The organism is Brucella sp. LJL56 (assembly GCF_054871705.1).
This window is the reverse complement of sequence record NZ_JBTXLQ010000002.1, coordinates 351669-376631: the sequence shown is the minus strand read 5'-3', so window position 1 is coordinate 376631 and position 24963 is coordinate 351669. Positions and strand designations below refer to the sequence as shown.

Genomic DNA, 24963 nt, shown 5'->3' with positions numbered 1-24963 from the left:
GGCGGGCCACTGATCCCCTTTGCTCCAGCGTAATCTACGCTGATCCGAAAGGAGGACCAAGTGCTTTATTTTATTCTCCGGCGCGTCCTGCAGATGATACCGACAGTTGTTGCGGTGTCCCTGCTTATCTTCGTCATTTTCAGTGTGGTTCCGGGCAGTATCGCATCCGGCCTTATTGCCAATGGCAAGGGCATGAACGACCCGAAGATGGTCGAAAAAATCACCCAGGAATTCGGCCTCGACAAGCCTGTCCATGTGCGTTTTGGCAATTACCTGGTTCAACTGGCGCAGTTTGATCTCGGTACGTCCTATCGGTCAAGGCAGCCGGTTGTCTCGCTTATTCAGGAGCGTATGTGGCCGACGTTGAAGCTTGCTTTCGCGGCCATGGGCTTTGCGATCCTGATCGGTGTGCCGCTTGGATTTATAGCGGCACTGAAGCCCGGAAGCATTCTCGACAGTGTGACTATGATAGGCGCGGTCTCTGGCCTTTCACTGCCGCAATTCTGGCTAGGCCTGCTCGCAATGTATCTCTTTGCACTTACACTCGGTTGGTTACCAAGTTTCGGTTACGGTGATGGTGGTATAAGGAACATCATTCTGCCGGCGCTGACCTTGGGGGTGGCGCCACTGGCATTGCTTGCAAGAACAACGCGTGCAGCCGTGCTTGAAGTGATGGGCGCCGATTTCATCCGCACCGCCCGCTCAAAAGGAATGAACAGTTTCAGGCTCGTGAAATGGCATGTCATGCGCAATGCACTGGTGCTGATCATTACGACAATTGGCCTGCAGTTCGGATCGATGATGGGGCAGGCGGTGGTGGTTGAGAAACTGTTTTCCTGGCCGGGCCTTGGCTCATTGTTGATTGACAGCGTTTCGCTGCGCGATATCCCCGTCGTGCAGGGGGCAATTCTCGTGATCGTATTGTGGTTTCTGGTCATCAATACAATCGTTGACATTCTCTATGCGGTCATCGATCCGCGCATAAGCCACGAGTAAGCCCATGAAGCTGCGTTTCAATCTTGTATTCGGCGGGTTCGTGTGCATCGTCATCGTGGCAGCAGCCGTCTTCGCGTCACTGCTGGCGCACTACAATCCGGTCCTCGATGCCGATTTGATGAATGCCGAACTGCCGCCCGATGCACAATTCTGGTTCGGCACCGATGCGCAAGGACGCGATGTCTATTCGCGCATCCTTTATGGCGCGCAGGTGTCATTGACCGTTGGTGTGGTCTCACAGTGCATCAACACGGTCATTGGCCTCTGTTTTGGAATTTCTGCTGGCTATTTCGGCGGCTGGTGGGACGATTTCGTCAATGGTCTCACAAATCTCATGCTGGCTATCCCGTCGCTGATCTTCGCTTTGGCGATCATGGCTGTTCTCGGCCCCGGTTTGCCGAGCCTTTTGCTCGCACTCGGTCTTACAAACTGGTCCTGGACGTGCCGTATTGCGCGCAGTTCCACCCTTTCGCTCAAGAAGCAGGGCTATATTCAGGCCGCCAAGATGCTTGGTTATAGCGATGTTCGTATCATGATTACGCAGATCGTGCCGAACATGATTGGACCCATCCTTGTGATCGGCACACTCGGAATGGGTGACGCGATCCTCGCAGAAGCAGCACTTTCCTATCTTGGTCTTGGTATCAGTCCTCCAGATCCAAGTTGGGGCAATATGCTCACTGATGCACGTGAGTTGATCGTGAATGCACCATGGGCAGCCGTGTTCCCCGGTCTTGCCATCTTCTTCACAGTGCTTGGACTCAATCTGTTCGGTGACGGTCTTCGCGACTGGCTCGACCCGCATATGAGGACGCGCAAGGTATGAGCGAGCAAACACTTCTCGAGGTCGAAAACCTGCGGATCGATATTGTGTCCGGTTCGACCAAGCATAATGTCGTTGAAGACGTATCCTTCACAATTGGCGCTGGTGAAACATTCGGACTGGTGGGAGAATCCGGTTGCGGAAAAAGCATCACCGCTTTGTCGATGATTGGGCTGCTGCGCAAACCGTTGAGCATAACGGGAGGAGCGATACGTTTCAAAGGGCAGGATTTGCGTTCCATGTCGTCACGCGAAATGCGAAGGCTGCGTGGCAATCGCATCGCGATGATCTTTCAGGAGCCGATGACCGCACTCAATCCGCTTTCACCTGTAGGGCGGCAGATTGCAGAAATGTTTGTGCTGCATCAGGGTGCAACCTGGCATGAGGCAGAACGCAAGGCGGTCGAAGCATTAGCCAGTGTTCAGGTGCCCGCGCCGGAGCAACGCGTGAAGAATTATCCGCACCAGATGTCTGGCGGTATGCGTCAGAGGGTGATGATCGCTATCGCGCTTGCGTGTGATCCCGATCTGCTGATCGCTGATGAGCCCACGACTGCGCTTGATGTGACGGTTCAGGCGGAAATTCTGCGTCTGATGCAGGAGCTTTGCACAGCGCGGGGAACCTCTGTACTCATGATCAGTCACGATCTTGGTGTGATTGCCAAAATGTGCCGCCGCGTCGGTGTCATGTATGCCGGGCATCTGGTCGAAGAGCGGATAACATCGGGCCTGTTCCATCATCCGGCGCACCCTTATGCGCATGGCCTTCTTGCTTCGCTCCCGCAGCTTGGCTCACGTCAGAAAGAAGGCCAGTTGCGGCTTCAAGAAATCGAAGGCGTCGTACCTTCTATCTCGGCCTTTCCTAAAGGCTGCAGATTTGAGCCGCGCTGCACGCGCGCGACCGATATTTGCCGCGCGCAAAAGCCGGGCTGGACGCCACTTGAGGATGCTGGTGTGGTGAGGTGTTTCCATCATGAATGATATGCATTCAACCAAACTGGCAGAGCCGCTGGTCAGCATCGATGATGTCTGCGTTTACTTCCCGGTGAGTGGCGGCATCTTCAATCGCTCCAATCAATTGCTGCGCGCCGTCAACAATCTCAGCCTAACCCTCAACAAAGGCGAGTGCTTGTCCATCGTAGGTGAGTCTGGCTGTGGCAAATCTACGCTCGCACTCTCCATCGTCGGTTTGCAGAAACCGACCAGCGGTCAGATCTATTTTGAGGGGCGTCCGATCACTGGCAAGAATGAACCTTCGCGACTGGAACGGGCGAAGATGGCGCAGATGGTCTTTCAAGATCCGTTTGCTTCACTCAATCCGCGTCAGTCGGTCTATACATCACTCGCCGCACCTTTGCGACTTCATGGTGTGACATCGCGCAGCGAAGTTGATGGACGCGTAGAGGAAATTCTGCGTCTCGTCGGATTGAAGCCCGAACAGGCAAAACGTTTCCCACACGAGTTTTCCGGCGGTCAACGCCAGCGTATTGGGATTGCGCGCGCCTTGCTGCTTAATCCCAAAGTCATTGTGCTGGATGAGCCTGTCTCTGCACTCGATGTTTCGATCCGGGCGCAGATCATCAATCTGCTGCTGGAGCTGAAAGAGCGACTTGGTCTTTCCTACATCATGATCAGCCATGATTTGAGCGTCGTAGAACACATGAGCGATCGCGTGGCGGTGATGTATTTCGGACAGATTGTTGAGAGTGGTCCGTGGGATCGGATATTCGCGAACCCAACACATCCCTATACGCGACGACTGATTTCGGCCATTCCTGATCCGATGACGGAATTGACGGGCGGTCGTCTAATCGACGACACCAACCCGCCTCGTGCACCAGAAGGTTATGCGTTTTACCCCGAAAGCTTCGGTACGCACGACGTTCATGAAGTGCCGCCACCAACGCAGTTTATAGATATTGGCGGCGATCAGCGCATTCGAGTTATCGGGAAAAATTGACTTCGAGTAAAAGACTAAAAAAGCGCCGTTAAACGGCGCTTTTTTATTGTCATCTTATTGGTTAGCCGCTGATAAGCTTTACTTCCATGAAATCTTCCAGACCCCATTTCCCGCCTTCGCGACCATTACCCGATTGCTTGTATCCTCCGAACGGGCTGCCCGGCGCACGCGAGGTGCCGTTGATCTGCACCATACCTGCACGCAGTTTGCGGGCCACACGCTTTGCCCGTTCCGGGCTTCCGGTCTGGATATAAGCTGCAAGCCCGTAAGGTGTATCGTTGGCGATAGCGATTGCTTCCTCTTCTGTATCGAACGGGATCATGGCGAGTACTGGACCGAAGATTTCTTCGCGGGCAATCATCATATCATTGTTCACGTCAGCAAAGACGGTTGGCTTGACGAAATCTCCTTCGGAGAAGCCATATGGGCGACCGGTGCCGCCGGCCACAAGTCGCGCGCCTTCATCGATGCCTTTCTGGATCAGCGTCTGAACCTTCTCGAACTGGATCGATGAGGACAGCGGGCCGATATGATCGCCTTCTTGTGCAGGGTCGCCGACCTTCGTACCTTCAGTCACCTTCCTGGCGAGTTCAACCGCCTTGTCATAAACGGATCGTTCAACAAGCATGCGTGTCGGTGCATTACAGGACTGTCCGGTATTCTCGAAACAGTGAGCGAGGCTGCGCGCAATGGTTTTTTCAAGATCGGCATCGGCAAAAACGATGTTTGGTGATTTACCGCCAAGTTCCAGCGAGACCCGCTTTACTGTTGTTGCTGCCGCGCGGGAAACCGCTGTTCCGGCGCGCGTTGAACCGGTGAAAGACATCATGTCGATATCCGGGTGTTGTGACAAAGCTTCGCCAACGATAGCGCCTTCGCCATTGACGAGATTGAAAACACCCTTTGGAACGCCAGCCTGATCCAAAAATTCTGCAAAGAGCATGGCCGACAATGGTGCAATTTCCGAAGGCTTCAACACGACTGTGCAACCAACGGCTAGCGCGGGAATAACTTTCAGCGCGATCTGGTTCATTGGCCAGTTCCACGGCGTAATGAGGCCGCAAACGCCAATTGGTTCGCGCACAACCGTCTGGTTCGGATACTTTGAGGAAAGTATCTCTTCGAATTCAAAGTTCTCAAACGCGGCGATGAAGGCTTTTGTATGCGATAGGCCTGCTGCAGCTTGCGATTCCCGAGCGAGCTTAATTGGAGCGCCCATTTCGAGTGAAATCGTCTTGGCCATTTCGTCCAGGTGAGATTCGTAAATTTCGACGATACGTCGGATATAGCCGATGCGTTCTGCGGCCGGCGTTTCGCTCCAGGATGGAAAAGCATTGCGTGCGGCAGCGACCGCCAGATCTATATCTTTCGCAGAACCTGCCGAGATGGCGGCATAAGGCTTTTCATCGGCAGGATTGATGACCTCGATGGATTTGGCTTCCATTGGGGCACGCCACGCCCCATCGATATAGAAGTCGGTTTTCTGGGTGAGGTTTTTCTGAAGCATCGTGCCATCCTCCGTCGTGCTTACTGTTCAGGGTCAGCATAAGCCAGCCCAATTTGTTTCCAACACTAATGCCCGGATTCAGCAGCGTCAAAACAGAAGGGTGCATGGAAACATCAATTTTTCTTATTCATTATCGTAGGCTTCGACGTCGAAGCCGAGAGCAACCAAACCTTCTTCGAGATAATCGCCGAGAAGCGGCGTGCCAATGAGATATTTGGCTTCGCGGCCATTATCGCGATCAGCAGCAGTTGAGAGGGCCTCGTCCCATTCTTCGGCGCTGAAATCGCCGCGCCCCACCCACATAAGTGCCAGCAATTCCTGCCGTTCATCAATGTTCAGAGACCGTATGGCAGCAAAAAGCTCCTTGCGGGTAGGATTTGCCAGTGAAGCGTCGAGAATGTCAACTTCACTGTCGTCGCTGGCATTAGATCCGGATTCTTCATCAACTGCGGGAACCTGAACGTCATATTCCCGAGCTTTGGCGATTATAAATTCCAAGTTCTCGATATTGTTTACCAGCTCAACCACGCTTGCCTCCGTCACTTTGGTTGTTTGGCAACCAACGCTTCTGCAAAGCCTTGGTTCCCGCTATCTCAGAGAGCTGGATCAGCTTCGCGCAGCCTGTAGCCCACGCCCGTTTCGGTTAGAATATAATGCGGCTGATCCGGGGATTTTTCAATCTTCTGCCGCAGTTGCCGGACATAGATGCGGATATACTGTACATCCGCGGCTGGTCCCCAGACCTGGTTGAGAATATAATGATGGGTCAGCACTTTTCCGGCGTGCTGTACGAGTAGACGCAGAATGTCGTATTCCTTTGGCGACAGCTTAATTTCTTCCCCATTTACTTTCACAAGGCGGCGAACGAGATCGACCATCAGACCATCGCTTTGGAAAAGCGGCTTTTCGCCCTGCTGTTGAAGCCGATGACGCAACGCGACACGCAGACGCGCGGCGAGCTCCTTCATACCGAACGGTTTTGGGACGTAATCATCGGCGCCATCTTCCAGCGCACGGACGATTCCTGCTTCGTCGGTACGGCTAGAGAGGATAAGAATGGGCAAAACGATACCATTTTCTCTCCAGCGTTGCAGCAACGCATGCCCATCAGTATCGGGAAGTCCAAGATCCAGAAGCACAATATCCGGCTTTTCTGTCCCTATACGCTCCTCGGCTTCACCACCATTCATTGCTTCTACGACGGTATAGCCCTCCGTCGTCAGCCCCACCCGCAATAGTTTGCGGATAGCAGGTTCATCGTCAACAACAAGAATTTTCAATTTCAGATCGTTCATGAGTTCCTGTCAATTTCGTCAACGAGCACGGGTAGTGTGACTGTAAATATAGCACCGGCACCTTCATGCTGGTTGCCTGCCCGGATGGAGCCTCCCATCGCCTCGATGAAACCGCGAGCAATGGGAAGACCCAGCCCAGTTCCAGCCTGCACGTGGTCACCTTTGCGCACACGATAGAACGTATCGAACACGCGCTCCAGATCGGCCGGCGGAATACCGGGACCCTGATCGCTGATTTCCAGCGTGATACGAGACGGATCGGCGCGAACTGCAATTGTAATGGAGGAATTCTGCGGCGCGTATTTGGCTGCATTGTCGAACAAGTTGAACAATGCCTGTTCGAACAGGACGGCATCAAGCTGAACCATCGGCAGGTCGACTGGAACGACAACGTTCACCTGATGATGAGCTAATATTTTGGCTGCACGATTGAGGGCGGCTCCGATAAGGTCGCCTACGTAGTGAAATGATAGATTGGGCTTCATAGCACCCGCTTCGATCCGTGTCATATCGAGGAGGTTGGCAATGAAGCGATTCAGGCGCTCCGACTGGTCGACCACTGTTGCCACCAGTTCGGAACGATCGGCATCTGGCAACGATGCAGAATAGTCGCGCAGCGTCGTCGCTGCACCCAGAATAGCTGCCAAAGGAGTCTTTAGATCGTGTGAAATCGAGGTGAGCAAGGCTGAACGCAGCTTGTCAGCTTCCGCAGCAAGTTTCGCTTGCTCTACATCACCGACAAGCTGAACGCGTTCGATCGCAATTGAGGCCTGATCGGCCAAAGCTTCAAAGAGGCGTTGTTGTTCAGGCGTGAGGATAGGGCCCGCGCGATCATTGTCGAGACCGATGACGCCTACCGATGTCCTCGCGGTTTTGAGAGGTAAATAGAGGCGTTTGGCACCCGGTAAAGTATTAGCCCCGCGCCCCGCTGGAAGATCGTGTTCCCAGGTCCAGTGTGCGGCGGCGATATCGGCGTCATCCAAAGTGTCATCCGGCGGATAACCGCCCCTGACGGCGATGCTATTACCTTCAGGCAAAAGGATCACGGCTCGTACCTTGAGCATCGATGCGATCTGGAATGCGGTGGCCCATAGCACATCATCGAGTGAGCCGGTCCCTGCGAGCTTTTTGCTGAAAAGATACAGATCTTCCGTCATGCGCGCGCGCTGTCGTGCTGCTGCGGCCTGGCGCTGGACCCGGCTTGCCAGATTGCTGGCAATGAAACTCACAAACAGAAAGAAAATCAGAGCCACGACGCTTTCGGGATCTGCGATAGAAAGCGTGTAGAGTGGCGAAAGAAAGAAGAAATTATAGGCAAATGCGCTAAGAAGGGATGAAAAAAGCGCTGGCCAGAGACCAAGAGTGACTGCGACGCCAAGCACGCCAACAACAAACACCAGTGCGATGCTGCGCACATCCAGAAACTGTTCAAGCAATAATCCTGCAACAAGCGCAATGCCTGTCATCGCGATGCCGATCAGATACGGCCCAATGTCAGGCGATGTTCTTTGAGTGGCGGTATTTACCTTGCGGGTTGGCGCTCCGTTTTCAACGTCGACACCCGCAGTTATATGAATATCAATAGCGCCGGAGAGCCGGACCAGTTCGCGTGCTATGGAGCCGTCAATCATCTCCCGCCAGCGTGATTTTATTGATTTTCCGGCGACAATCTGGGTGAAGTTGTGAGCCGAGGCGTAGCGTACAATATCTTCGGCGACCGACTGGCCTGGAATGACGATTGTGTCTCCGCCAAGCTGTTCGGCCAGTCTCAACGCAGTTGCAAGCCTATCCTTTGCTTGTTCGGTAAGTCCGGCAGACCGTGCCGTTTCTATATGGATGGCGGCCCATGGTGCACGAAGACGATCTGCAAGCCGACGCGCGTAACGCACCAGCGATACACTACGGGGACGCTCGTCGATGGCAACCAATATGCGGTCGCCAGCGGCCCACGGCCCTTCGATAGCATGGGCTCGCATATGGCTGAGAAGTTGCTCGTCCACACGCTGGGCGGTACGACGCAGCGCCAGTTCTCGTAGCGCTGTCAGATTTCCGGGCGAAAAGTAATTGCGGATCGCCCGTTTCGCAGTCTTGGGAAGGTAAATTTTGCCTTCATTGAGACGCTTGATGAGATCGTTCGGCGTGAGATCGATCAGTTCGATATCGTCGGCTCGGTCGATGATACTGTCTGGCACGGTTTCACGCACGCGGATGCGGGTGATTTGCGCCACAACATCGTTGAGGCTTTCGACGTGCTGGATATTGAGCGTTGTATAAACATCGATCCCGCGCGCCAGAATTTCCTCGACATCCTGATAGCGTTTAGGGTGTCTGCTGCCCGGCGCATTCGTGTGCGCCAGTTCATCCACTAGAACCAGTTGTGGTTTGCGGACGAGCACTGCGTCGATATCCATCTCATCGAGAAGATGACCACGATAGGCCACTTGTGCACGCGGGACGATCTCAAGCCCGTTTGTCAGGGCTTCGGTTTCAGCGCGTCCGTGGGTTTCGACCACGCCGATGACCACATCTACTCCATCGGCTTTGCGCGCGCGGCCGGACATCAGCATTTCATAAGTTTTACCGACACCTGGCGCGGCACCGAGAAATATTTTCAGGCGGCCACGCGTCTCGCGTTCCGCCTGTTCAAGCAGAGCATCGGGTGACGGTCTGTTATCGCCAAAGCGCAGGGCATCCGATGTCAAGCAAAGCTCCTGAAAAGAAGGGGCGGCAAATCATGCCGCCGTCAGTTATTCTACTTGGTGCCGGTCCTGTCCAGAACAAGGTTCAGCTTCAAAACATTGATCACTGGTTCACCGAGGAAGCCGAGTTCACGGGCTTCAACCTGTTGCTCGACAATTCCGCGTAATGCAGTTTCATCTATCCCCCGTGCTTTTGCGATACGAGACACCTGATAGAATGCGGATTCCGGTGAAATATGCGGATCGAGACCACTTGCAGATGCAGTTACGAGGTCGATCGGCGGCGGCGCAGAGCCTTCGCTTTGCACTAAAGCGGTAGCGTCGGCTTTAATACGTTCGATGAGTTTTGGATTGGTCGGGCCAAGATTGGAGCCGCCGGAGCTTGCGGCATCATAGCCGTCTTTCCCTGCGGCAGATGGTCGACCGTGAAAATAACGGTCATCGGTAAAATTCTGGCCAATCAACTCGGAACCGACGATTTTGCCGTCCTTTTCGATCAGACTGCCATTGGCGCTGGCTGGAAAGATCGCTTGGACGATACCTGTCATGCCAAGCGGATAAAGCAACCCGGTTATGACAGTAAGCGAAACTATCATGACAAGCGCTGGACGAAGCTGTTTCAGCATTTTTGCAAATCCTTATGCGAGGCCAAGAGCCATAATTGCCATATCAATGATCTTGATGCCGATGAACGGCACGACGATGCCGCCCAGGCCATAGATCAGAAGATTGCGCGAGAGGAGTGCTCCTGCACCGACCGGCTTGTAGGTAACGCCTCTCAGCGAAAGCGGGATCAGGGTCACAATAATTAAGGCATTGAAGATGATGGCCGACAGAATGGCGCTTTGTGGCGTAGCGAGCCCCATGATGTTAAGCGCACCGAGTTGGGGATAGAACGCCAGAAACATTGCCGGGATGATCGCAAAATATTTTGCAATGTCATTGGCGATGGAGAAGGTCGTCAACGCTCCTCGCGTCATCAGCAATTGCTTGCCGATTTCAACGATTTCGATGAGCTTGGTGGGATCGCTGTCGAGATCGACCATATTTCCGGCTTCGCGTGCGGCAACTGTACCGGTGTTCATGGCCACGCCGACATCGGCCTGCGCAAGAGCAGGGGCGTCGTTGGTGCCGTCGCCGCACATTGCAACAAGTTTGCCCTTGGCCTGTTCCTCGCGGATCAGCGACAACTTGTTTTCTGGTGTTGCCTGCGCAAGAAAGTCGTCAACACCCGCTTCAGCGGCGATGGCCGCTGCAGTCATCGGGTTGTCACCGGTAATCATAACCGTGCGGATTCCCATGCGGCGCAACTCTGCGAAGCGTTCACGGATACCGCCTTTGACGATGTCTTTCAGGTGCACGACACCGAGAAGAAGTCCATCTTTGGCAACAGCGAGCGGCGTGCCACCCGCTTTAGCGATTGTGTCAGCGATGGATTGCAGTTCCGAAACCGCTTTTTCATCGGCGCGCCTATTCTGGCCTACATAAGCAAGCACAGCATCGACAGCACCTTTGCGAATGATGGAACCTTCGATATCGACACCGCTCATGCGGCTTTGCGCGGTAAAGGGCACGAAATGCGCGTGAAGCCCCTGCATGTCACGCCCGCGCAACCCGTATTTTTCCTTGGCCAACACAACAATGGAGCGGCCCTCTGGTGTTTCGTCCGCAAGTGAGGCCAATTGCGCTGCGTCGGCAAGCGCCTGCTCGGTTACGCCGCTCACAGGTGCAAACACAGTCGCCTGACGGTTTCCGAGAGTAATCGTGCCCGTCTTGTCGAGAAGAAGCGTGTCGACGTCACCTGCGGCCTCAACCGCACGACCGGACATGGCAAGCACGTTGAACCGAACGAGACGGTCCATGCCTGCAATGCCAATAGCAGAAAGCAAAGCGCCGATCGTAGTTGGGATCAGAGTGACGAAGAGTGCAACCAGCACCGTTACAGGAATATAGCCACCTGCATAGGTCGCAAAGCTCGGGATGGTAACAACGGCCAAAACGAATATCAGCGTCATGCCTGCAAGCAGAATGTTGAGCGCTATTTCATTCGGCGTTTTCTGACGTTCGGCACCTTCTACCAGACTGATCATCTTGTCGATGAAAGTCGAACCTTGTGCCGCAGTGATGCGAACCTTGATCCAGTCTGAAAGAACCTGTGTTCCACCGGTAACAGCAGAACGGTCTCCACCGGATTCGCGGATGACTGGTGCAGACTCCCCGGTAATGGCGGCTTCATTAACGGACGCAACCCCTTCGATGACTTCGCCATCCGAAGGGATGATGTCGTTGGCTTCAACGAGAACGACATCACCGACTTTTAAGCTCGTTCCCGGTACGCTTTTCCAGCTTGGCCCTTCCGGACCGTCCAGAAGTTTGGCTTGCGTTTCAGTCCGTGTCCGACGCAATGAATCCGCTTGTGCTTTGCCGCGGCCTTCGGCGACGGCCTCGGCGAAATTTGCAAACAGCACGGTGAACCACAGCCATAGGACGATCTGGAATGAGAAGCCGACATCGGGATTGCCGGCAGCAACGTCGTTCAGGAGCAGCAAAGTCGTCAGCAGCGAAACAACTGCAACCACGAACATCACCGGATTACGTGCAAGACTCTTGGGATTGAGCTTGCGAAAGGCATCGCCAATGGCGGGTAAAAGGATGCGGGCATCGAGAACGCTCGCGGATTTGGACTGGCTCATAACAGAGGCTCCAGTGAGAATACTTTTCCGTTCGGAAAACTTAGATTAGTCCGGCAAGCTGAACCGCGAGAAGAAGGGCGGTCGTTACCAGAAGAATCGAGAGAATGCAGCTAGAAGGCCTGAGCATCAGAACATCTGTCCCTTGATCATCGCGAGGTGCTCGGCAACTGGGCCAAGCGCCAGTGCGGGGAAGAAAATCAGACCTCCAACCACAAGAATGACACCGATCAGCAAGCCGACGAAAAGCGGCCCGGTTGTAGGGAACGTGCCTGCGGATTGCGGGGCCGCTTTCTTGGCGACAAGCGAACCGGCTATCGCAAGTGCTGGAACAATCACGAGAAATCGGCCCATCAGCATGGCAAGACCAATGGTGATATTGTACCAGGGCGTATTGCCGGACAGGCCGCCAAAGGCGGAACCATTGTTCGCGGTGCCTGAAGTATAGGCGTAGAGGATTTCCGAGAAACCATGCGGTCCAGGGTTGGCGATGGAGGCCAGACCTGTCGGAAGAACCGAAGCGATGGCCGTGAAGCCCAGAATGGACAACGGTAGACAGAGAACGGCGAGCATCGCCATTTTCACTTCCTTGGCTTCGATTTTCTTGCCCAGATATTCGGGAGTGCGTCCAACCATCAGTCCGGCCACGAAAATGGCAACGACCACGAACAGGACGATACCGTAGAAGCCTGCACCTACACCGCCGATGATGATCTCTCCCAGCATCATATTGATCATGGGGATCATTCCGCCCAGCGCCATCATACTGTCATGCATGGCGATAACTGCTCCGCATGACGCAGCGGTTGTGACGACTGCGAAAAGCGCAGACATTGCGATGCCGAAGCGCGTTTCCTTGCCTTCCATGTTGCCGCCATCAATACCGAGCGCATGGATGAGGGGATTGCCAGCAGCTTCTGCCCAGTAGCAGATTGCGACACCTGCGACGAACAATATGCCCATGGCAGCAAAGATCGCCCATCCCTGACGCTCGTTACCGACCATTCGCCCGAAGACGTTTGTCAGTGAAGCGCCGATGACAAAAATCGCAACCATCTGGATCATGTTGGAGATGGCATCGGGGTTCTCGAAGGGATGCGCGGAATTGGCATTGAAGAAGCCGCCCCCATTGGTACCAAGCATCTTGATGGCCAACTGTGAAGCAACCGGTCCAAGTGCGATCACCTGTCTTGCGCCTTCCAGCGTCGTAGCTTCGGCATAAGCGCTAATTGTTTGCGGAACGCCCAGGCTGACGAACGCCAACGTAAGCGCGATGCAGAGCGGCAGGAGGATGTAGAGCGTGCATCGCGTAAGATCGACCCAGAAATTTCCGAGTGTCTTCATGGATTTGCGCGAGAACGCTCGAATGAGCGCTATGGCAATGGCAACGCCTGTTGCGGCCGAAACAAAGTTCTGCACCGTCAGCCCCACCATTTGAGTCAGGTAGGACATGGTACTTTCTCCACCATAGTTCTGCCAATTCGTATTGGTGACAAAACTAGCAGTGGTGTTGAAGGCGAGATCTGCCGGAACGTTGCTCATACCCATCGGATTGAAGGGCAGGGAACCCTGAAATCGTTGCAGCATGTAAAGCAGCAGAAAACCGGCAAGGTTGAATAGCAGCAGGGAGGTAGCATAGGTCGTCCAGTGCTGTTCTTCTCGTTCGCTTGTGCCTGCGAGACGATAAAGCCCGCGCTCCACAGGAACGAGGACAGGTGAAAGGAACGTCCGTTCACCGCTGAAAACGCGCGTCATGTAGCCGCCGAGCGGCTTGACGAGCAAAATGATAATCCCGCAAAAAACGAGAATCTGAATCCATCCATTAAGTGTCATGGTTTTTTTCCGAGGCCTGAATGGCTGCCAGTTACGCGGTTGGCCGGAGACCGGCTTAGAACCGCTCCGGTCGTATAAGCGCGTAAAGGAGGTAGGCGGCTATGAAGACTGCAACCAAAGCGCCAGCGATGTATTCAATCATCATGGCGCGCCTCAGAGCTTTTCGCAGATGCGTAGATAGCCGAACACTAGCGCAAAAAAGACGATGCCAATTGCAAGGACGGCGAAATCCATAGTCATGCCTGAATTGCCCGAAAGGGCTCCCTGTTTCTTACAGGGGCATTATGTTGCTGCTCTGCATAGGGTTTCGAGAGCAGGCACGACGCAAAAAAATAAAAAACTCATATATGGAATGTGGTCGAAGGCGAAACGGCCTGAGTTGATGTTGCGCCTCAGGCTGTTCGGGAATTACAGCGATGTTGCCGCAGCGGCTGCACGACCGGCCGCTCGACCGGAAAATATACAGCCGCCGAGAAACGTTCCTTCAAGTGCATTGTAACCATGGTAACCGCCCCCACCGAAGCCGGCAGCTTCGCCTGCTGCATATAGTCCGGGTATCTTTTCGCCAGCCTCGTTCAGCACTTGCGCGTCCAAGTCCGTGTGCAGCCCGCCAAGTGTCTTGCGCGTTAGAATATGCAGTTTGACGGCAATAAGTGGCCCGTTCGAAGGGGCCAGCAGCGGGTGTAGCGGTACAGCACGCGTGAGACGATCACCGATATAAGCTCGGGCATTGTGTATCGCCATCACTTGAGCATCCTTGGAATAACGGTTCACTATCTCGCGATCCCGTGCTTCGATTTGATCGCGGATATGGTCGAGTTTGAGAAGATTTTCTCCCGTCAAGCCATTCATTTTTGCAACGAGTTCTTGCAGAGTTCCGGCTGTAAGGAAATCGGCTCCGTTTTCCAGGAACGCTTTGACTGGCGGTGGCGGTGCTTTGCCGAGGCGGCTTTTCAGTAAGAGCTTCCAGTCTTTGCCGGTAATATCCGGATTTTGCTCCGATCCGGACAGAGAGAATTCTTTGCGGATGATTTTCTCGGTCAGAATAAACCAGGAATAGTCGTAGCCGGTCGAAAGAATGTGCTTGAGCGTACCAAGCGTATCGAACCCCGGGAGATAGGGGGCAGGAAGACGATTACCTTTGGCGTCAAACCACATTGAGGATGGTCCCGGTAGAATACGAATACCATGGTTCGGCCAGATGGGCTCCCAGTTCCGGAGTCCCTCGGTATAGTGCCACATGCGGTCGGCATTGATGACGTGACCGCCTGCAGCCACAGCGATATCGATGCCTCGCCCGTCCACATGAGCTGGTACACCCAACACCATTTCTTTCGGTGGATTGCCGAGCCTGTCGCGTGGCCAGGCTCTCCGGATCTTATCCGGGTCGCCGCCGATGCCGCCAGATGTGACGATTACACAGTCAGCGAAATAGGCAAACTCTCCCGCGCTGTCCCGCGATGAAGATTGCCCACGCTCAACGGTCGAGGGTGCCAGTACTTCGCCGTAAACTCCACTGGCTCGTCCGCCGGTAGTGGCGATGCTATTGACTCGATGGCGGCATTTTAAGGTTATGAGTCCTTTGTTGATCGATTCACGGAGTGATCGCTCGAATGGAGCCACGACACCTGGCCCAGTGCCCCAGGTCACGTGAAAACGTGGTACTGAGTTGCCGTGACCATCTGCTCTCGCCCCGCCACGTTCTGCCCAGCCGACAACGGGAAACCAGCGCATGCCTAGACTATGCAGCCAGGGTCGCATTTCGCCGGCGGCGAACTCCAGATAGGATGCGGCCCAGCGCTTTGGCCAATGATCCTCGGGCCTATCAAATTGTGCCGACCCGAACCAATCCTGCCGCGCGAGATCGATATTGTCCTTTATGCCAAGGCGACGCTGTTCGGGACTGTCGACCATGAACAGTCCACCGAGTGACCAGAACGCTTGTCCGCCAATGGAATTCTCACCTTCTTGTTCGAGAAGAATGACTTTGCGCCCAGCAGCGGTCAGTTCATGCGCTGCGACAAGTCCGGCTAGTCCTGCTCCAATGATAATGGCGTCTGCATCCTCCATCCCCGCTTCCTCTCTCCAAAAAGCGCTTGATAAGTGCATCGTGACCGAAGGGCTGATTTGTTGCAAGCTGCGGCCGCACGTCGTCAACCGAAGAAATAAGGCGCGATCCAATCGGCAATCAGCTTGATGGAAAGCCCGAACAAGGTCATCTGTACCAAGAGGAAAAATGGGCCATCCGGCATGATCCGGGTCAGCTTGGCGCCGACAAAGGTGCCAATGACAGCGGCAGGGACGAGCCAAAGACCAAGTGATGTGTCGAGATTGGAAAACTGTTGCAACTGCCAGTAAGGCACCAGCTTTACGGCGTTGACGATGGCAAAAAGAATGGTCGATGTACCAGCGAAAACCAGTTTTGGAAGGTGCTGCGGCAGCACATACATCTGAAACGGTGGTGCGCCGGAATGAGAGACAAAGCTGGTCAAGCCTGTGATTACGCCCCAGAAAATGCCGCCGGGAACATCCGCCTTTCGTGCCTTTTTACGATAACGCGCGCCGAACCACGCATTGAAGCAGAAAAGGATGCCGACCAACCCGACCAGCATTCCAATGAATGTGGGAGACAGATGTGCGCTGAACATCCAGCCTATGCCGACGCCCAGAATTGCCGCTGGTGTCAGGATCGCAAGATTGCGTGCGGAAAAGTGATGGCGATAAAGATACAGGCCGAACATGTCGCTGATGACATAGATCGGGAGCAGAAGTGCGGCTGCGGTGACTGGAGATATGACAAGTGCCATCAAGGGAACGGCAAGCGTACCGACCGACGGTAATCCGCCTTTTGAAAGCCCGACGAGAAATGCTGCAATCACTGCGATTGCCAGGAACAGGGGCGTATGTTCGATCATATGATGGTGAGGTTATCTTTTGCGGAGGTAGGAACACATCTCCGGTCGTTGGGCCGGAGATGTATTGTTTGGAGATCAGGCGTGAGCCCATTCCCAATAAAGAGCACGAGCGCGTTTCGTCAGTGGTCCATATTCAAGTTTGCGATCATCAAACCCGATAATCGGCACGACTTTACTCATATTACCTGTTGAGAAGATTTCGTCAGCTTCGCGGAAATCGTCAATCTTCAAAGTGGTTTCGTGAACGGAGATACCTGCTTCGCGTAACAGATTGAGTACACGCTGACGAGTGATGCCGTTCAGGAATGTGCCATTGGGAACCGGTGTGAACACCTCGCCATCTCGGACCATGAAGACGTTCGAGGTTGCAGTTTCGGCGACGTTTCCGAGAACATCGGTCACCAATGCGTTGTGAAAGCCTTTTGCTTTTGCTTCACGCAGCATACGTGCGTTGTTCGGATAAAGGCAGGCGGCCTTAGCATTGACCGGCATGACTTCCAGGTACGGTCGCCGGAATGATGTCGTGGTGATTGTAAAACCCTTCGGCTCGACCATAGGGATCGCTTCAAGGCAGAGCGCAAAATCCGTGGATGACGCAAGCGGCGCGACTGTACTGGTGTCACCTTCTTCTGCCCAGTACATGGGGCGGATATAAACATCCGTACCCGGCGCGAACTTTTTCAGGCCCTCACGTGCGAGTGCCTCGATATCGTTGGCGGATAGCGTCGGTTCCAGGCCCAGGGCATGGGCTGAATCATTGGCGCGTGCAGAGTGACGATCAAGGTCCGGTGTTACACCTTCAAAGAGGCGTGCGCCGTCAAATACCAGCGAACCAAGCCAGGTCGCTTGTGAGGCCGCACCGAGAATGCGAACATCGCCCTCACGCCATTCGCCCTTGTAATAAGTCCACATCGCCCGTTTATCGGTCATTTCCCTAGTCCTTTAACAGTATCAGTTCTCATGTTTTTGCCTGCGTCAGAGCGCATTCAGACACAGGTTGTTATCGGAATAATGCTTGGAACGCGTCTCGACAGCTTTGGATCAGATCAATGTCCTAAGCACTTCTAACTGAAACATAATTTCATCGATCATATACAGGTTACCTATATCGTAGGAGGAGGCAATGCCGTAGACAAGCGCGAAGTTGTCATTACCTGCTTTCAAGATTGCTCCATTTTGTCTTCTACAAGTGCCGGGGTCGGTTCCGATGTGGCAACAGCAGGAGGCCCTTTGACGCCCCGTTGCCTTTCGCGGATGAAAGTGAAGAGCCCGGAAATGGTGATGAGAACAATGCCGATCAGCATCGGCGTGTCTATATGATCGTGGAAGACAAAATATCCGAAAAGGATCGCCCATATCATCTGGCTATACTGTGGGGAGGCAATCGCACTTGCCGGCGCGCGTTGGGCCGCGAGTATCAGCAGGATGTTGGCAAGCGCGGCGAGAAGGCCATATCCTGCGAGATAAACCCATTGCTCGGTATTTGGCGCTTCGTATGAGGAAACCATCAATGCGCCACAGATGATGATGGGTCCGATCAGTCCGCTCGTATAGAGCGATATGCGCTTTTCGTGCTTGCCCATGACACGGAAGATGATGATGCTCATCGCGCCACCCATACCGGCCGCAAGCGCTCCGAGGTGGCCGATTGAGAGCTCCCTGAAGCCGGGGCGGAGTACAATCAGCACGCCGACAAAGCCAATCAGAACCGCCGACCATCGCCGCCAGCCAACTTGCTCCTTCAAGAACACGACAGAAAGTATTGTCACATATGCCGGCAGGAGGAAAATGAGCGCGAAGGCTTCCGCCATGGACAGATGCGTAAATGCTGTAACACTGCCTATCGTTCCCATTGCAGCGGTCACGGTACGCAGCAACCACATTTTGATATTGGTTGTGCGAAACATATCGAGCCAGACATCGCCAGCTTTTTTTGTAAAGGGAATGGCAAGTAGACCAAGTACAGCGCCGAAGAAAGCAACTTCGTAAGGCGACAGCGTGCCATCAAGAAACTTGACGCAGGCATCGCTGACGGCGAATGCCGCATAGGACGCAAATGCGAGAAAAATACCATAAAGCATGACGATGTCCGAAAGAAACGGGGGAGGAGTTCGTTCCGAACGCTCCATTAATCGATTAGAAGCCTATTGGCAAAAGACATTTCGGAAATTCCGCATTTAAGTCTATAAGCGAGCCATTGCTTTGAAGAGAAGTAAATTCGGCCTTTTCAAGGTTGCGAGCTCAAGCAAAAACGCATGCCTCGTTTGCAATCATATCCGTGGTGGAAATTTAGGCAAACGCCTATTTAGCAATCATCCAAACGAGGAGAAAGCAAATGAACATTCGTCAGAAAGTACAGCAGTTCGTATCCCGCCGCCGCGCTATCCGTGAGCTTGGTGCTATGGACGACCACCTTCTTGCCGACATCGGTGTTTCGCGTTCGCAGATTCATAGCGCCGTTTTCGGTAAGTAATAACTTATGGCGTGTCTCTCGAAGGATCGCCCTGTAAGTATAAATCGAATAAAGTAACAAAGCGTCGGTCTCCAGTCCCGGCGCTTTTGTTTTATGGATTGCTCATTTAATTAATTCTTTGATCAGAACCCTTCAGTCTCCGGTCGTGTGATGCCTCTTTTATATTCAGGCATCAGCTTGAAATCCTCGTTTGCTTATTCTTCGGTCACACATCGCTAATGAGACGCAATCCGTACCATTTTGGGACAGGTAGCAATTGTCGTCGGGCCAATTTTCCGTCAGCTTATATCTGCGGGGGCAGGCGATGAAGATGGGATTCTTCCGTTGTAGCTGCGGTAAATTTGCCGTTCTTCATCGCCTCTTATTTCATAGCGATGTCTATTGCCGGAATTTATTGCATTCAGTATCCGAAGTGATTGCTAAAGGCATTGTGAAAAATGCAGGAGTGCACGTATATCTACCTCTTGCGCGTCGGGTGATCTCCGGCTTATCTGGCCACCCGATGACGCAGAGGCAGTTACATCATGGACATTATCTGGCGTGGGATTCTGATTGGAATCGGCGCAACGGTCGTAATGGACTTGTGGGCACTTTTGCTGGGTGCAATGCCCGGGCAGACACGCCCCAATTGGGGATTGGTTGGCCGCTGGTTCTGGCATCTTCGCCACGGGAAAATTTTTCACGACGATATTTCCGACGCCGAACCTTATGGGCACGAAATAGCGCTTGGGTGGATTGGACATTATGCCGTCGGTATCCTTTACGGTGTCGTCTTTGCCATTTATGGTGGCTCGGAATGGTTCGCGGACCCCGTATTTCTACCGGTCTGGATTTTTGGAATTCTGACAGTGGCGGCAGGATGGTTTTTGCTGCAACCCGGTTTGGGAATCGGTTGGGCAGCTTCCAAATTGCCGAACGCTCGCAATGTCCGCTACCTCAACCTTATTGCGCATACGGTTTTTGCGCTTGGCATGTACGGCACGGCATTGCTCTTACAAAGCCAATTTCAATCAGTCAGTTAGAAAAAATAACGCACTCTCGCGAACTATCTTTTTTGAATCTGTTTCAAATATTTCCCGACAAATGAGTGGCTGGCGCACAGCGAGATCTCAGTCCACACTAAATCATGTCAACAAACTGGCATACACACGGCAGAACTGTGCTTTTGTCCGTGATGGGTGTATGGGGAACATGTCCGACTGCAAATCTGCAGCGGCAATTAACATTATGGCAATCGCATAGGTTGCTTCAGTTCGACACATTGCGAAGCGCAACAGGTTGCGCGTCGTGATTTCACGCGAACTGAGGTGCCAATTGACGGGCGCTTGCCTTGGAGGGACGATGCTCGAAAAGCTGTTCAAATTGCAGGAACACGGCACTACGGCGAGAACGGAAATTATCGCCGGCGTGACGACCTTCCTGACCATGTCTTACATCATATTCGTAAATCCGGACATTCTGTCCACGACAGGTATGGATCGAAACGCTGTTTTCGTTGCCACCTGCCTAGCGGCAGCTCTCGGCTCGATCATCATGGCGCTGGTTGCGAACTGGCCTATCGGCATGGCGCCAGGCATGGGTCTCAACGCCTTCTTCGCGTTCACCGTTGTAGGGGCGATGGGTTTTTCTTGGCAGCAGGCGCTGGGTGCCGTTTTCATTTCCGGTATTATATTCCTTCTCCTGACCGTGACAGGCATACGCCGCTGGCTGGTTGAAGGTATTCCGCATTCGCTGCGAAGTGCGATCGCTGCGGGTATCGGCATGTTCCTGGCCCTGATCGGTCTGAAAAGCGCTGGTGTCGTCGTTGGCAATGAAGCAACTTTGGTCGGGCTTGGGGATCTGACGAAATCTGGTCCACTGCTGGCTATTGCCGGCTTCTTCATCATCGCCGTGCTGGATGCTTTGAAAGTTCGCGGTGCGATCCTTATTGGTATTCTTGTCGTCACAGTGGCATCGATCGCTCTTGGCATCAGCCAGTTTGGTGGTGTCTTCTCGGCTCCTCCGAGCCTTGCGCCGACCTTCCTCCAGCTTGATGTGATGGGCGCTCTGCATACCGGCATTCTGCATGTCATTCTGGTTTTCGTTCTGGTTGAAGTTTTCGATGCTACCGGCACGCTGATTGGTGTGGCGAAGCGGGGCGGTCTGATCGAACCAGGCAAACCCAACCGTCTCGGACGTGCCCTTTTTGCCGATAGTACTGCAATTCTTGGCGGCTCGCTTCTCGGTACTTCCTCTACGACGGCTTATGTCGAAAGTGCATCGGGTGTTCAGGCTGGCGGCCGTACGGGCCTGACAGCTTTGGTTGTCGCACTTCTGTTTCTTGCAGCCTTGTTCATTTCGCCGCTTGCCGGTTCAGTTCCGGCTTATGCGACTGCACCGGCTCTGATCTACGTCGCTTGCTTGATGATGCGTGAATTGACCGAGATCGAATGGCACGATGTAACGGAAGCTGCACCTGCAGCGCTGACGGCTTTGGCCATCCCGTTCACCTACTCGATTGCCAACGGCTTGGCCTTCGGCTTCATCAGCTATGTCGTTCTTAAAGCCTTCACTGGCAACGCACGGGACATTCATCTCGCTACATGGCTGGTTGCCGCGCTCTTCGTCATCCGCTTCGCATTCTTTGCGGAGTGACAATAAAAGCGCCGGGTTGAATTGGTCCGGCGCTTGTTCTGCAATATCGGGAGGAACAGGACTGTGCAAACAGATGAACTGAAACTGCTGGAAAAACTGATCGACGTTATCGAGCAGGATGTTATTCCACTGACTGAACGAGGAGTTGCGGAAGGCAACAAGGTGTTCGGTGCGGCCTTGTTGCGCAAATCAGATCTATCTCTTGTTCTTGCTGAAACCAACAATGAGACTGAAAATCCGCTCTGGCACGGCGAAGTGCATACTTTGAAGCGCTTCTACGAGATGCCGGCGAACGGACGTCCAGACCCCAAGGATATGGTCTTTCTTTCTACCCACGAGCCTTGTTCGATGTGTCTTTCAGCCATCACTTGGAGCGGTTTCGACAATTTCTACTATCTCTTCAGCCATGAAGATTCACGAGATGCTTTTTCAATTCCGCACGATCTGAAGATTCTCAAAGAAGTCTTCACGCTGGAGCCAGGCGGGTACAACCGCGATAATGCTTTCTGGCATAGTCATTCGATTCCTAAGATGGTTGCATCTCTACCGGACGCCGATCGGTCGCGCCTCGGCAAAAGGCTGGACGCCATTTTCGCCAAATACGATGAATTGTCCCGGACATATCAGGCCAGTAAAGATGGAAACGCTATTCCGCTTAACTGAGAAATTTATGGAATTCGGCGAAAGCGTTTCAGTACCGAACAAGCTCACAGTCTTGCGCGCACTCGCAAGCTGGCTGAACGGGTGAATAATTGTCTGAAGGATGCTTGAATTGTCAGAATAGGCCGCGCGATGAGCGCGGCCTATTATTTGGTTCAGGCTTTATTATTTGCGGATTTCACCGAGCTGCTTTTGTACCGCATCGATGACATCGTCGCCGATCTGGGACTTGTACTTGGCATAGATCGGCTGGGACTTCTCAAGCATGCGGGCATGCTCTTCCGGTGAGAGCGTGTTCACCTCCAGACCCGCTTCCTTAATCTTCTCAAGAGACTTCTGGTTCAGTTCGCGAATGACCTTGCGTTCGACGTCGCGGCCGACAACTGCACATTCACGCAAGGCCGCCTGTTCTTCCGGCGAGTATGTGTCGAAGATCGGCTTGGAGTACAAAAACAGAAACGGCGTGTAGGCGTGTTTCGTTTCCGTGACGAATTTCTGTACCTCATAGAATTTTGATGTATCGATCGTGACGTAAGGGTTTTCTTGTGCGTCGATAGCTTTTGTTTCCAGTGCTGAGAAGATTTCACCAAAAGCCATAGGGGTGGCATTGGCACCGAAATTCTGGAACGTATCGAGGAAGATGTTGTTCTGCATCACGCGGACTTTCATGCCGCTGAAGTCTTCCCACTTATTGACCGGATGTTTTGAGTTCGAAAGATTCCGGAACCCGTTCTCCCAATAGGCAAGATTGACGAGGCCGACGGCTGCCAATTTTTCGTCCATCATCTTCCCGAACGAACCGTCGACGACAGCGTCTGCTTCTTTATCATTTGCGAAGAGAAACGGCAGGTCGAAAACGCCAAGTGCCGGAACGATGCCGACGAGCGGTGACGACGACGTAACCACACCTTCCTGTACACCGGAACGTAGCGCCTGCGTTGCCTGCAAATCGCCACCCAGCGCTCCACCCCAGAAAGCGGTTATCTTCATCTTGCCGCCGGACTTCTCTGCAAGACATTCATTCATGGCCTTTATGCCATTGCCGACGGGATGATCCTCATTAATACCATTCGAGACGCGGATGTTGCGATCCCGAAACTCGGCAAGTGCAGGGACGGTAAGCGCTCCCGCCACAACGGCGGTCGTTGCTAGCATGATCAGTTTTTTCATTGAACTCTCCTCCCAGAGTTGATGTTAATCCTAATGAAGCCAGTTCATGGGTACGAGTACCAGACTTGGAAACAGAACCAGCAATAGCAATACGATCACCTGTGAAATCAGGAACGGATTGACACCAGCGACCACTTTTCCAAGCGGCACCTTTGAGACGCCGCTCACTACGTTCAGCACTACGCCCACAGGCGGAGTGATAAGCCCGATACTGTTGTTCATGATGAACAGGACACCGAAATAGGCCGGATCTATGCCCGCTTGTTTGACGATCGGCATTAGGACCGGGGTCAGGATTAGAATTGTCGGAGTAAGGTCCAATGCCGTTCCGACAACCAAAACCAGAATCATGATTGCAAACATCAATAGCTTCGGACTATCGATCAACGGTGCGATATAACTGCTAATTTCGGCCGGAATATTTGCTGCCGTGATTAGCCACGACGAAACCAACGCCGAAGCAACGAGAAACATGATGATGGATGTCGTCTTGGCGGCCCGCAAAAGAACACCATAGAGATCGATAAATCTCAATTCGCGATAGATGAACATACCGACAAAGAGGGCATAGGCTGCGGCTACCACGGCTGCTTCTGTTGGCGTCATGACACCCATCCGAATGCCGCCGAGGATGATGATTGGCATACCGAGCGCCCATAGCGCGCGCGCGGTCGCTTGCAGCCGATCTTTACCGGATTGCTTCGGAAGTACTTTTAGATTGTCTTTTCTGACAACAATCTGCCAGGTGAAGAGAAGGGCGAGACCCATCATCAGGCCCGGCACGATGCCTGCCATGAAAAGCTGGGTGATCGATACATTGGCGGCAACACCGAACACGATCATTGCCATTGATGGCGGAATAACCGGCGCGATGATGCCACCGGCTGCCATCAATCCGGCAGAGCGCGGAATATTATAGCCAGCCTTCGCCATCATGGGTACGAGGATCGTTGCAAGCGCCGCAGTATCGGCAGCGGCCGAACCCGATACGCTTGCCATGATGATCGCCGCGAGAATTGCAACGACACCGAGGCCGCCGCGAATATGGCCCACACAAGCTATGGCGAAATCAATAATACGACGGGACAAGCCGCCTGAATTCATCAGTTCACCGGCCAAAATGAAGAATGGGATGGCCAAAAGGGTGAATGAGTCTACACCAGCAATCATGTTCTGCGCGATGATCTGCGTGTTGAACATCCCCATGTACAACATGAGAATGACACCACAGAACATAAGCGAGAATGCGATCGGAACACCGATGGCCATGGCGCCGAGGAGCGAGCCGACAAATACTACAAGTGTCATG

The 24963-nt window shown here is 53.5% G+C and carries 22 protein-coding genes; 8 read left to right on the top strand and 14 right to left on the bottom strand.

Features of this window, described 5'->3' with window-relative positions; all coding sequences use genetic code 11:
- Positions 1-60 precede the first annotated feature (60 nt).
- The 4 genes from ACYSN1_RS10375 to ACYSN1_RS10360 are packed head-to-tail and all read left to right on the top strand — an operon-like array spanning position 61 to position 3778.
- A complete protein-coding gene (locus tag ACYSN1_RS10375) occupies positions 61-996 on the top strand; it encodes an ABC transporter permease (protein ID WP_461725590.1) in 936 nt (311 codons plus the stop codon).
- Between the two features lie 4 nt (positions 997-1000).
- The gene (locus ACYSN1_RS10370; protein ID WP_461725589.1) at positions 1001-1822 is read left to right on the top strand and encodes an ABC transporter permease; all 822 of its coding nucleotides are present in this window, start codon (positions 1001-1003) and stop codon (positions 1820-1822) included.
- Positions 1819-2799 carry an ABC transporter ATP-binding protein gene (locus ACYSN1_RS10365; protein WP_461725588.1) on the top strand — a complete coding sequence of 327 codons (981 nt, stop codon included), beginning with the start codon at positions 1819-1821 and terminating at the stop codon, positions 2797-2799. Before ACYSN1_RS10370 ends, ACYSN1_RS10365 begins: the two co-directional genes overlap by 4 nt.
- Positions 2792-3778: an ABC transporter ATP-binding protein gene (locus ACYSN1_RS10360; protein ID WP_461725587.1), complete on the top strand. Its 987-nt coding sequence runs from the start codon at positions 2792-2794 to the stop codon at positions 3776-3778. The genes ACYSN1_RS10365 and ACYSN1_RS10360 overlap by 8 nt, the downstream gene beginning before the upstream one ends.
- Positions 3779-3839: 61 nt before the next feature.
- Here the strand turns inward: ACYSN1_RS10360 and ACYSN1_RS10355 are convergent, their stop codons facing one another.
- From ACYSN1_RS10355 to ACYSN1_RS10300, 12 genes are all read right to left on the bottom strand, one after another.
- A complete protein-coding gene (locus tag ACYSN1_RS10355; RefSeq protein WP_461725586.1) occupies positions 3840-5285 on the bottom strand; it encodes an aldehyde dehydrogenase family protein in 1446 nt (481 codons plus the stop codon).
- A 123-nt stretch (positions 5286-5408) separates the two neighbouring features.
- The gene (locus ACYSN1_RS10350; protein ID WP_461725585.1) at positions 5409-5813 is read right to left on the bottom strand and encodes a DUF3775 domain-containing protein; all 405 of its coding nucleotides are present in this window, start codon (positions 5811-5813) and stop codon (positions 5409-5411) included.
- A 65-nt stretch (positions 5814-5878) separates the two neighbouring features.
- Complete coding sequence (locus ACYSN1_RS10345; RefSeq protein WP_461725584.1) at positions 5879-6580, bottom strand: response regulator transcription factor; 702 nt, start codon at positions 6578-6580, stop codon at positions 5879-5881.
- Positions 6577-9282: a DUF4118 domain-containing protein gene (locus tag ACYSN1_RS10340; protein WP_461725583.1), complete on the bottom strand. Its 2706-nt coding sequence runs from the start codon at positions 9280-9282 to the stop codon at positions 6577-6579. Before ACYSN1_RS10340 ends, ACYSN1_RS10345 begins: the two co-directional genes overlap by 4 nt.
- Before the next feature lie 50 nt (positions 9283-9332).
- Positions 9333-9905: a potassium-transporting ATPase subunit KdpC gene (kdpC, locus tag ACYSN1_RS10335; protein WP_461725582.1), complete on the bottom strand. Its 573-nt coding sequence runs from the start codon at positions 9903-9905 to the stop codon at positions 9333-9335.
- A 12-nt stretch (positions 9906-9917) separates the two neighbouring features.
- Positions 9918-11972 carry a potassium-transporting ATPase subunit KdpB gene (kdpB, locus tag ACYSN1_RS10330; protein ID WP_461725581.1) on the bottom strand — a complete coding sequence of 685 codons (2055 nt, stop codon included), beginning with the start codon at positions 11970-11972 and terminating at the stop codon, positions 9918-9920.
- A gap of 126 nt (positions 11973-12098) precedes the next feature.
- Positions 12099-13802, bottom strand: coding sequence for a potassium-transporting ATPase subunit KdpA (gene kdpA, locus ACYSN1_RS10325; protein ID WP_461725580.1), 1704 nt, complete (start codon positions 13800-13802; stop codon positions 12099-12101).
- A 55-nt stretch (positions 13803-13857) separates the two neighbouring features.
- Positions 13858-13944 carry a K(+)-transporting ATPase subunit F gene (gene kdpF, locus ACYSN1_RS10320; RefSeq protein ID WP_235894817.1) on the bottom strand — a complete coding sequence of 29 codons (87 nt, stop codon included), beginning with the start codon at positions 13942-13944 and terminating at the stop codon, positions 13858-13860.
- A gap of 266 nt (positions 13945-14210) precedes the next feature.
- On the bottom strand, positions 14211-15872 hold the full coding sequence (locus tag ACYSN1_RS10315) for an FAD-binding dehydrogenase (RefSeq protein WP_461725579.1): 1662 nt from the start codon (positions 15870-15872) through the stop codon (positions 14211-14213).
- An 83-nt stretch (positions 15873-15955) separates the two neighbouring features.
- Entirely contained in the window at positions 15956-16717 is a 762-nt protein-coding gene (locus ACYSN1_RS10310; RefSeq protein ID WP_461725578.1) for a sulfite exporter TauE/SafE family protein, read from the bottom strand.
- A gap of 75 nt (positions 16718-16792) precedes the next feature.
- Positions 16793-17647, bottom strand: a complete 855-nt coding sequence (locus ACYSN1_RS10305; protein ID WP_461725577.1) for a branched-chain amino acid aminotransferase — start codon at positions 17645-17647, stop codon at positions 16793-16795.
- A gap of 230 nt (positions 17648-17877) precedes the next feature.
- The gene (locus ACYSN1_RS10300) at positions 17878-18798 is read right to left on the bottom strand and encodes a DMT family transporter (RefSeq protein ID WP_140019049.1); all 921 of its coding nucleotides are present in this window, start codon (positions 18796-18798) and stop codon (positions 17878-17880) included.
- Between the two features lie 254 nt (positions 18799-19052).
- Here ACYSN1_RS10300 and ACYSN1_RS10295 point away from each other — a divergent pair, with 254 nt between their 5' ends.
- The 4 genes from ACYSN1_RS10295 (at position 19053) to ACYSN1_RS10280 (ending at position 22487) form a co-directional block, all read left to right on the top strand.
- Positions 19053-19190, top strand: coding sequence for a DUF1127 domain-containing protein (locus tag ACYSN1_RS10295; protein WP_010658957.1), 138 nt, complete (start codon positions 19053-19055; stop codon positions 19188-19190).
- A 521-nt stretch (positions 19191-19711) separates the two neighbouring features.
- Positions 19712-20212: a DUF2938 domain-containing protein gene (locus ACYSN1_RS10290; protein ID WP_461725870.1), complete on the top strand. Its 501-nt coding sequence runs from the start codon at positions 19712-19714 to the stop codon at positions 20210-20212.
- A gap of 319 nt (positions 20213-20531) precedes the next feature.
- A complete protein-coding gene (locus ACYSN1_RS10285; RefSeq protein WP_461725576.1) occupies positions 20532-21824 on the top strand; it encodes an NCS2 family permease in 1293 nt (430 codons plus the stop codon).
- Positions 21825-21887: 63 nt separating this feature from the next.
- Complete coding sequence (locus tag ACYSN1_RS10280; protein ID WP_461725575.1) at positions 21888-22487, top strand: nucleoside deaminase; 600 nt, start codon at positions 21888-21890, stop codon at positions 22485-22487.
- 162 nt (positions 22488-22649) lie between these two features.
- Here the strand turns inward: ACYSN1_RS10280 and ACYSN1_RS10275 are convergent, their stop codons facing one another.
- Both ACYSN1_RS10275 and ACYSN1_RS10270 read right to left on the bottom strand, forming a co-directional pair.
- The gene (locus ACYSN1_RS10275; RefSeq protein WP_461725574.1) at positions 22650-23654 is read right to left on the bottom strand and encodes a TRAP transporter substrate-binding protein; all 1005 of its coding nucleotides are present in this window, start codon (positions 23652-23654) and stop codon (positions 22650-22652) included.
- A 30-nt stretch (positions 23655-23684) separates the two neighbouring features.
- The gene (locus ACYSN1_RS10270; protein ID WP_461725573.1) at positions 23685-24962 is read right to left on the bottom strand and encodes a TRAP transporter large permease; all 1278 of its coding nucleotides are present in this window, start codon (positions 24960-24962) and stop codon (positions 23685-23687) included.
- Position 24963: the final 1 nt, after the last annotated feature.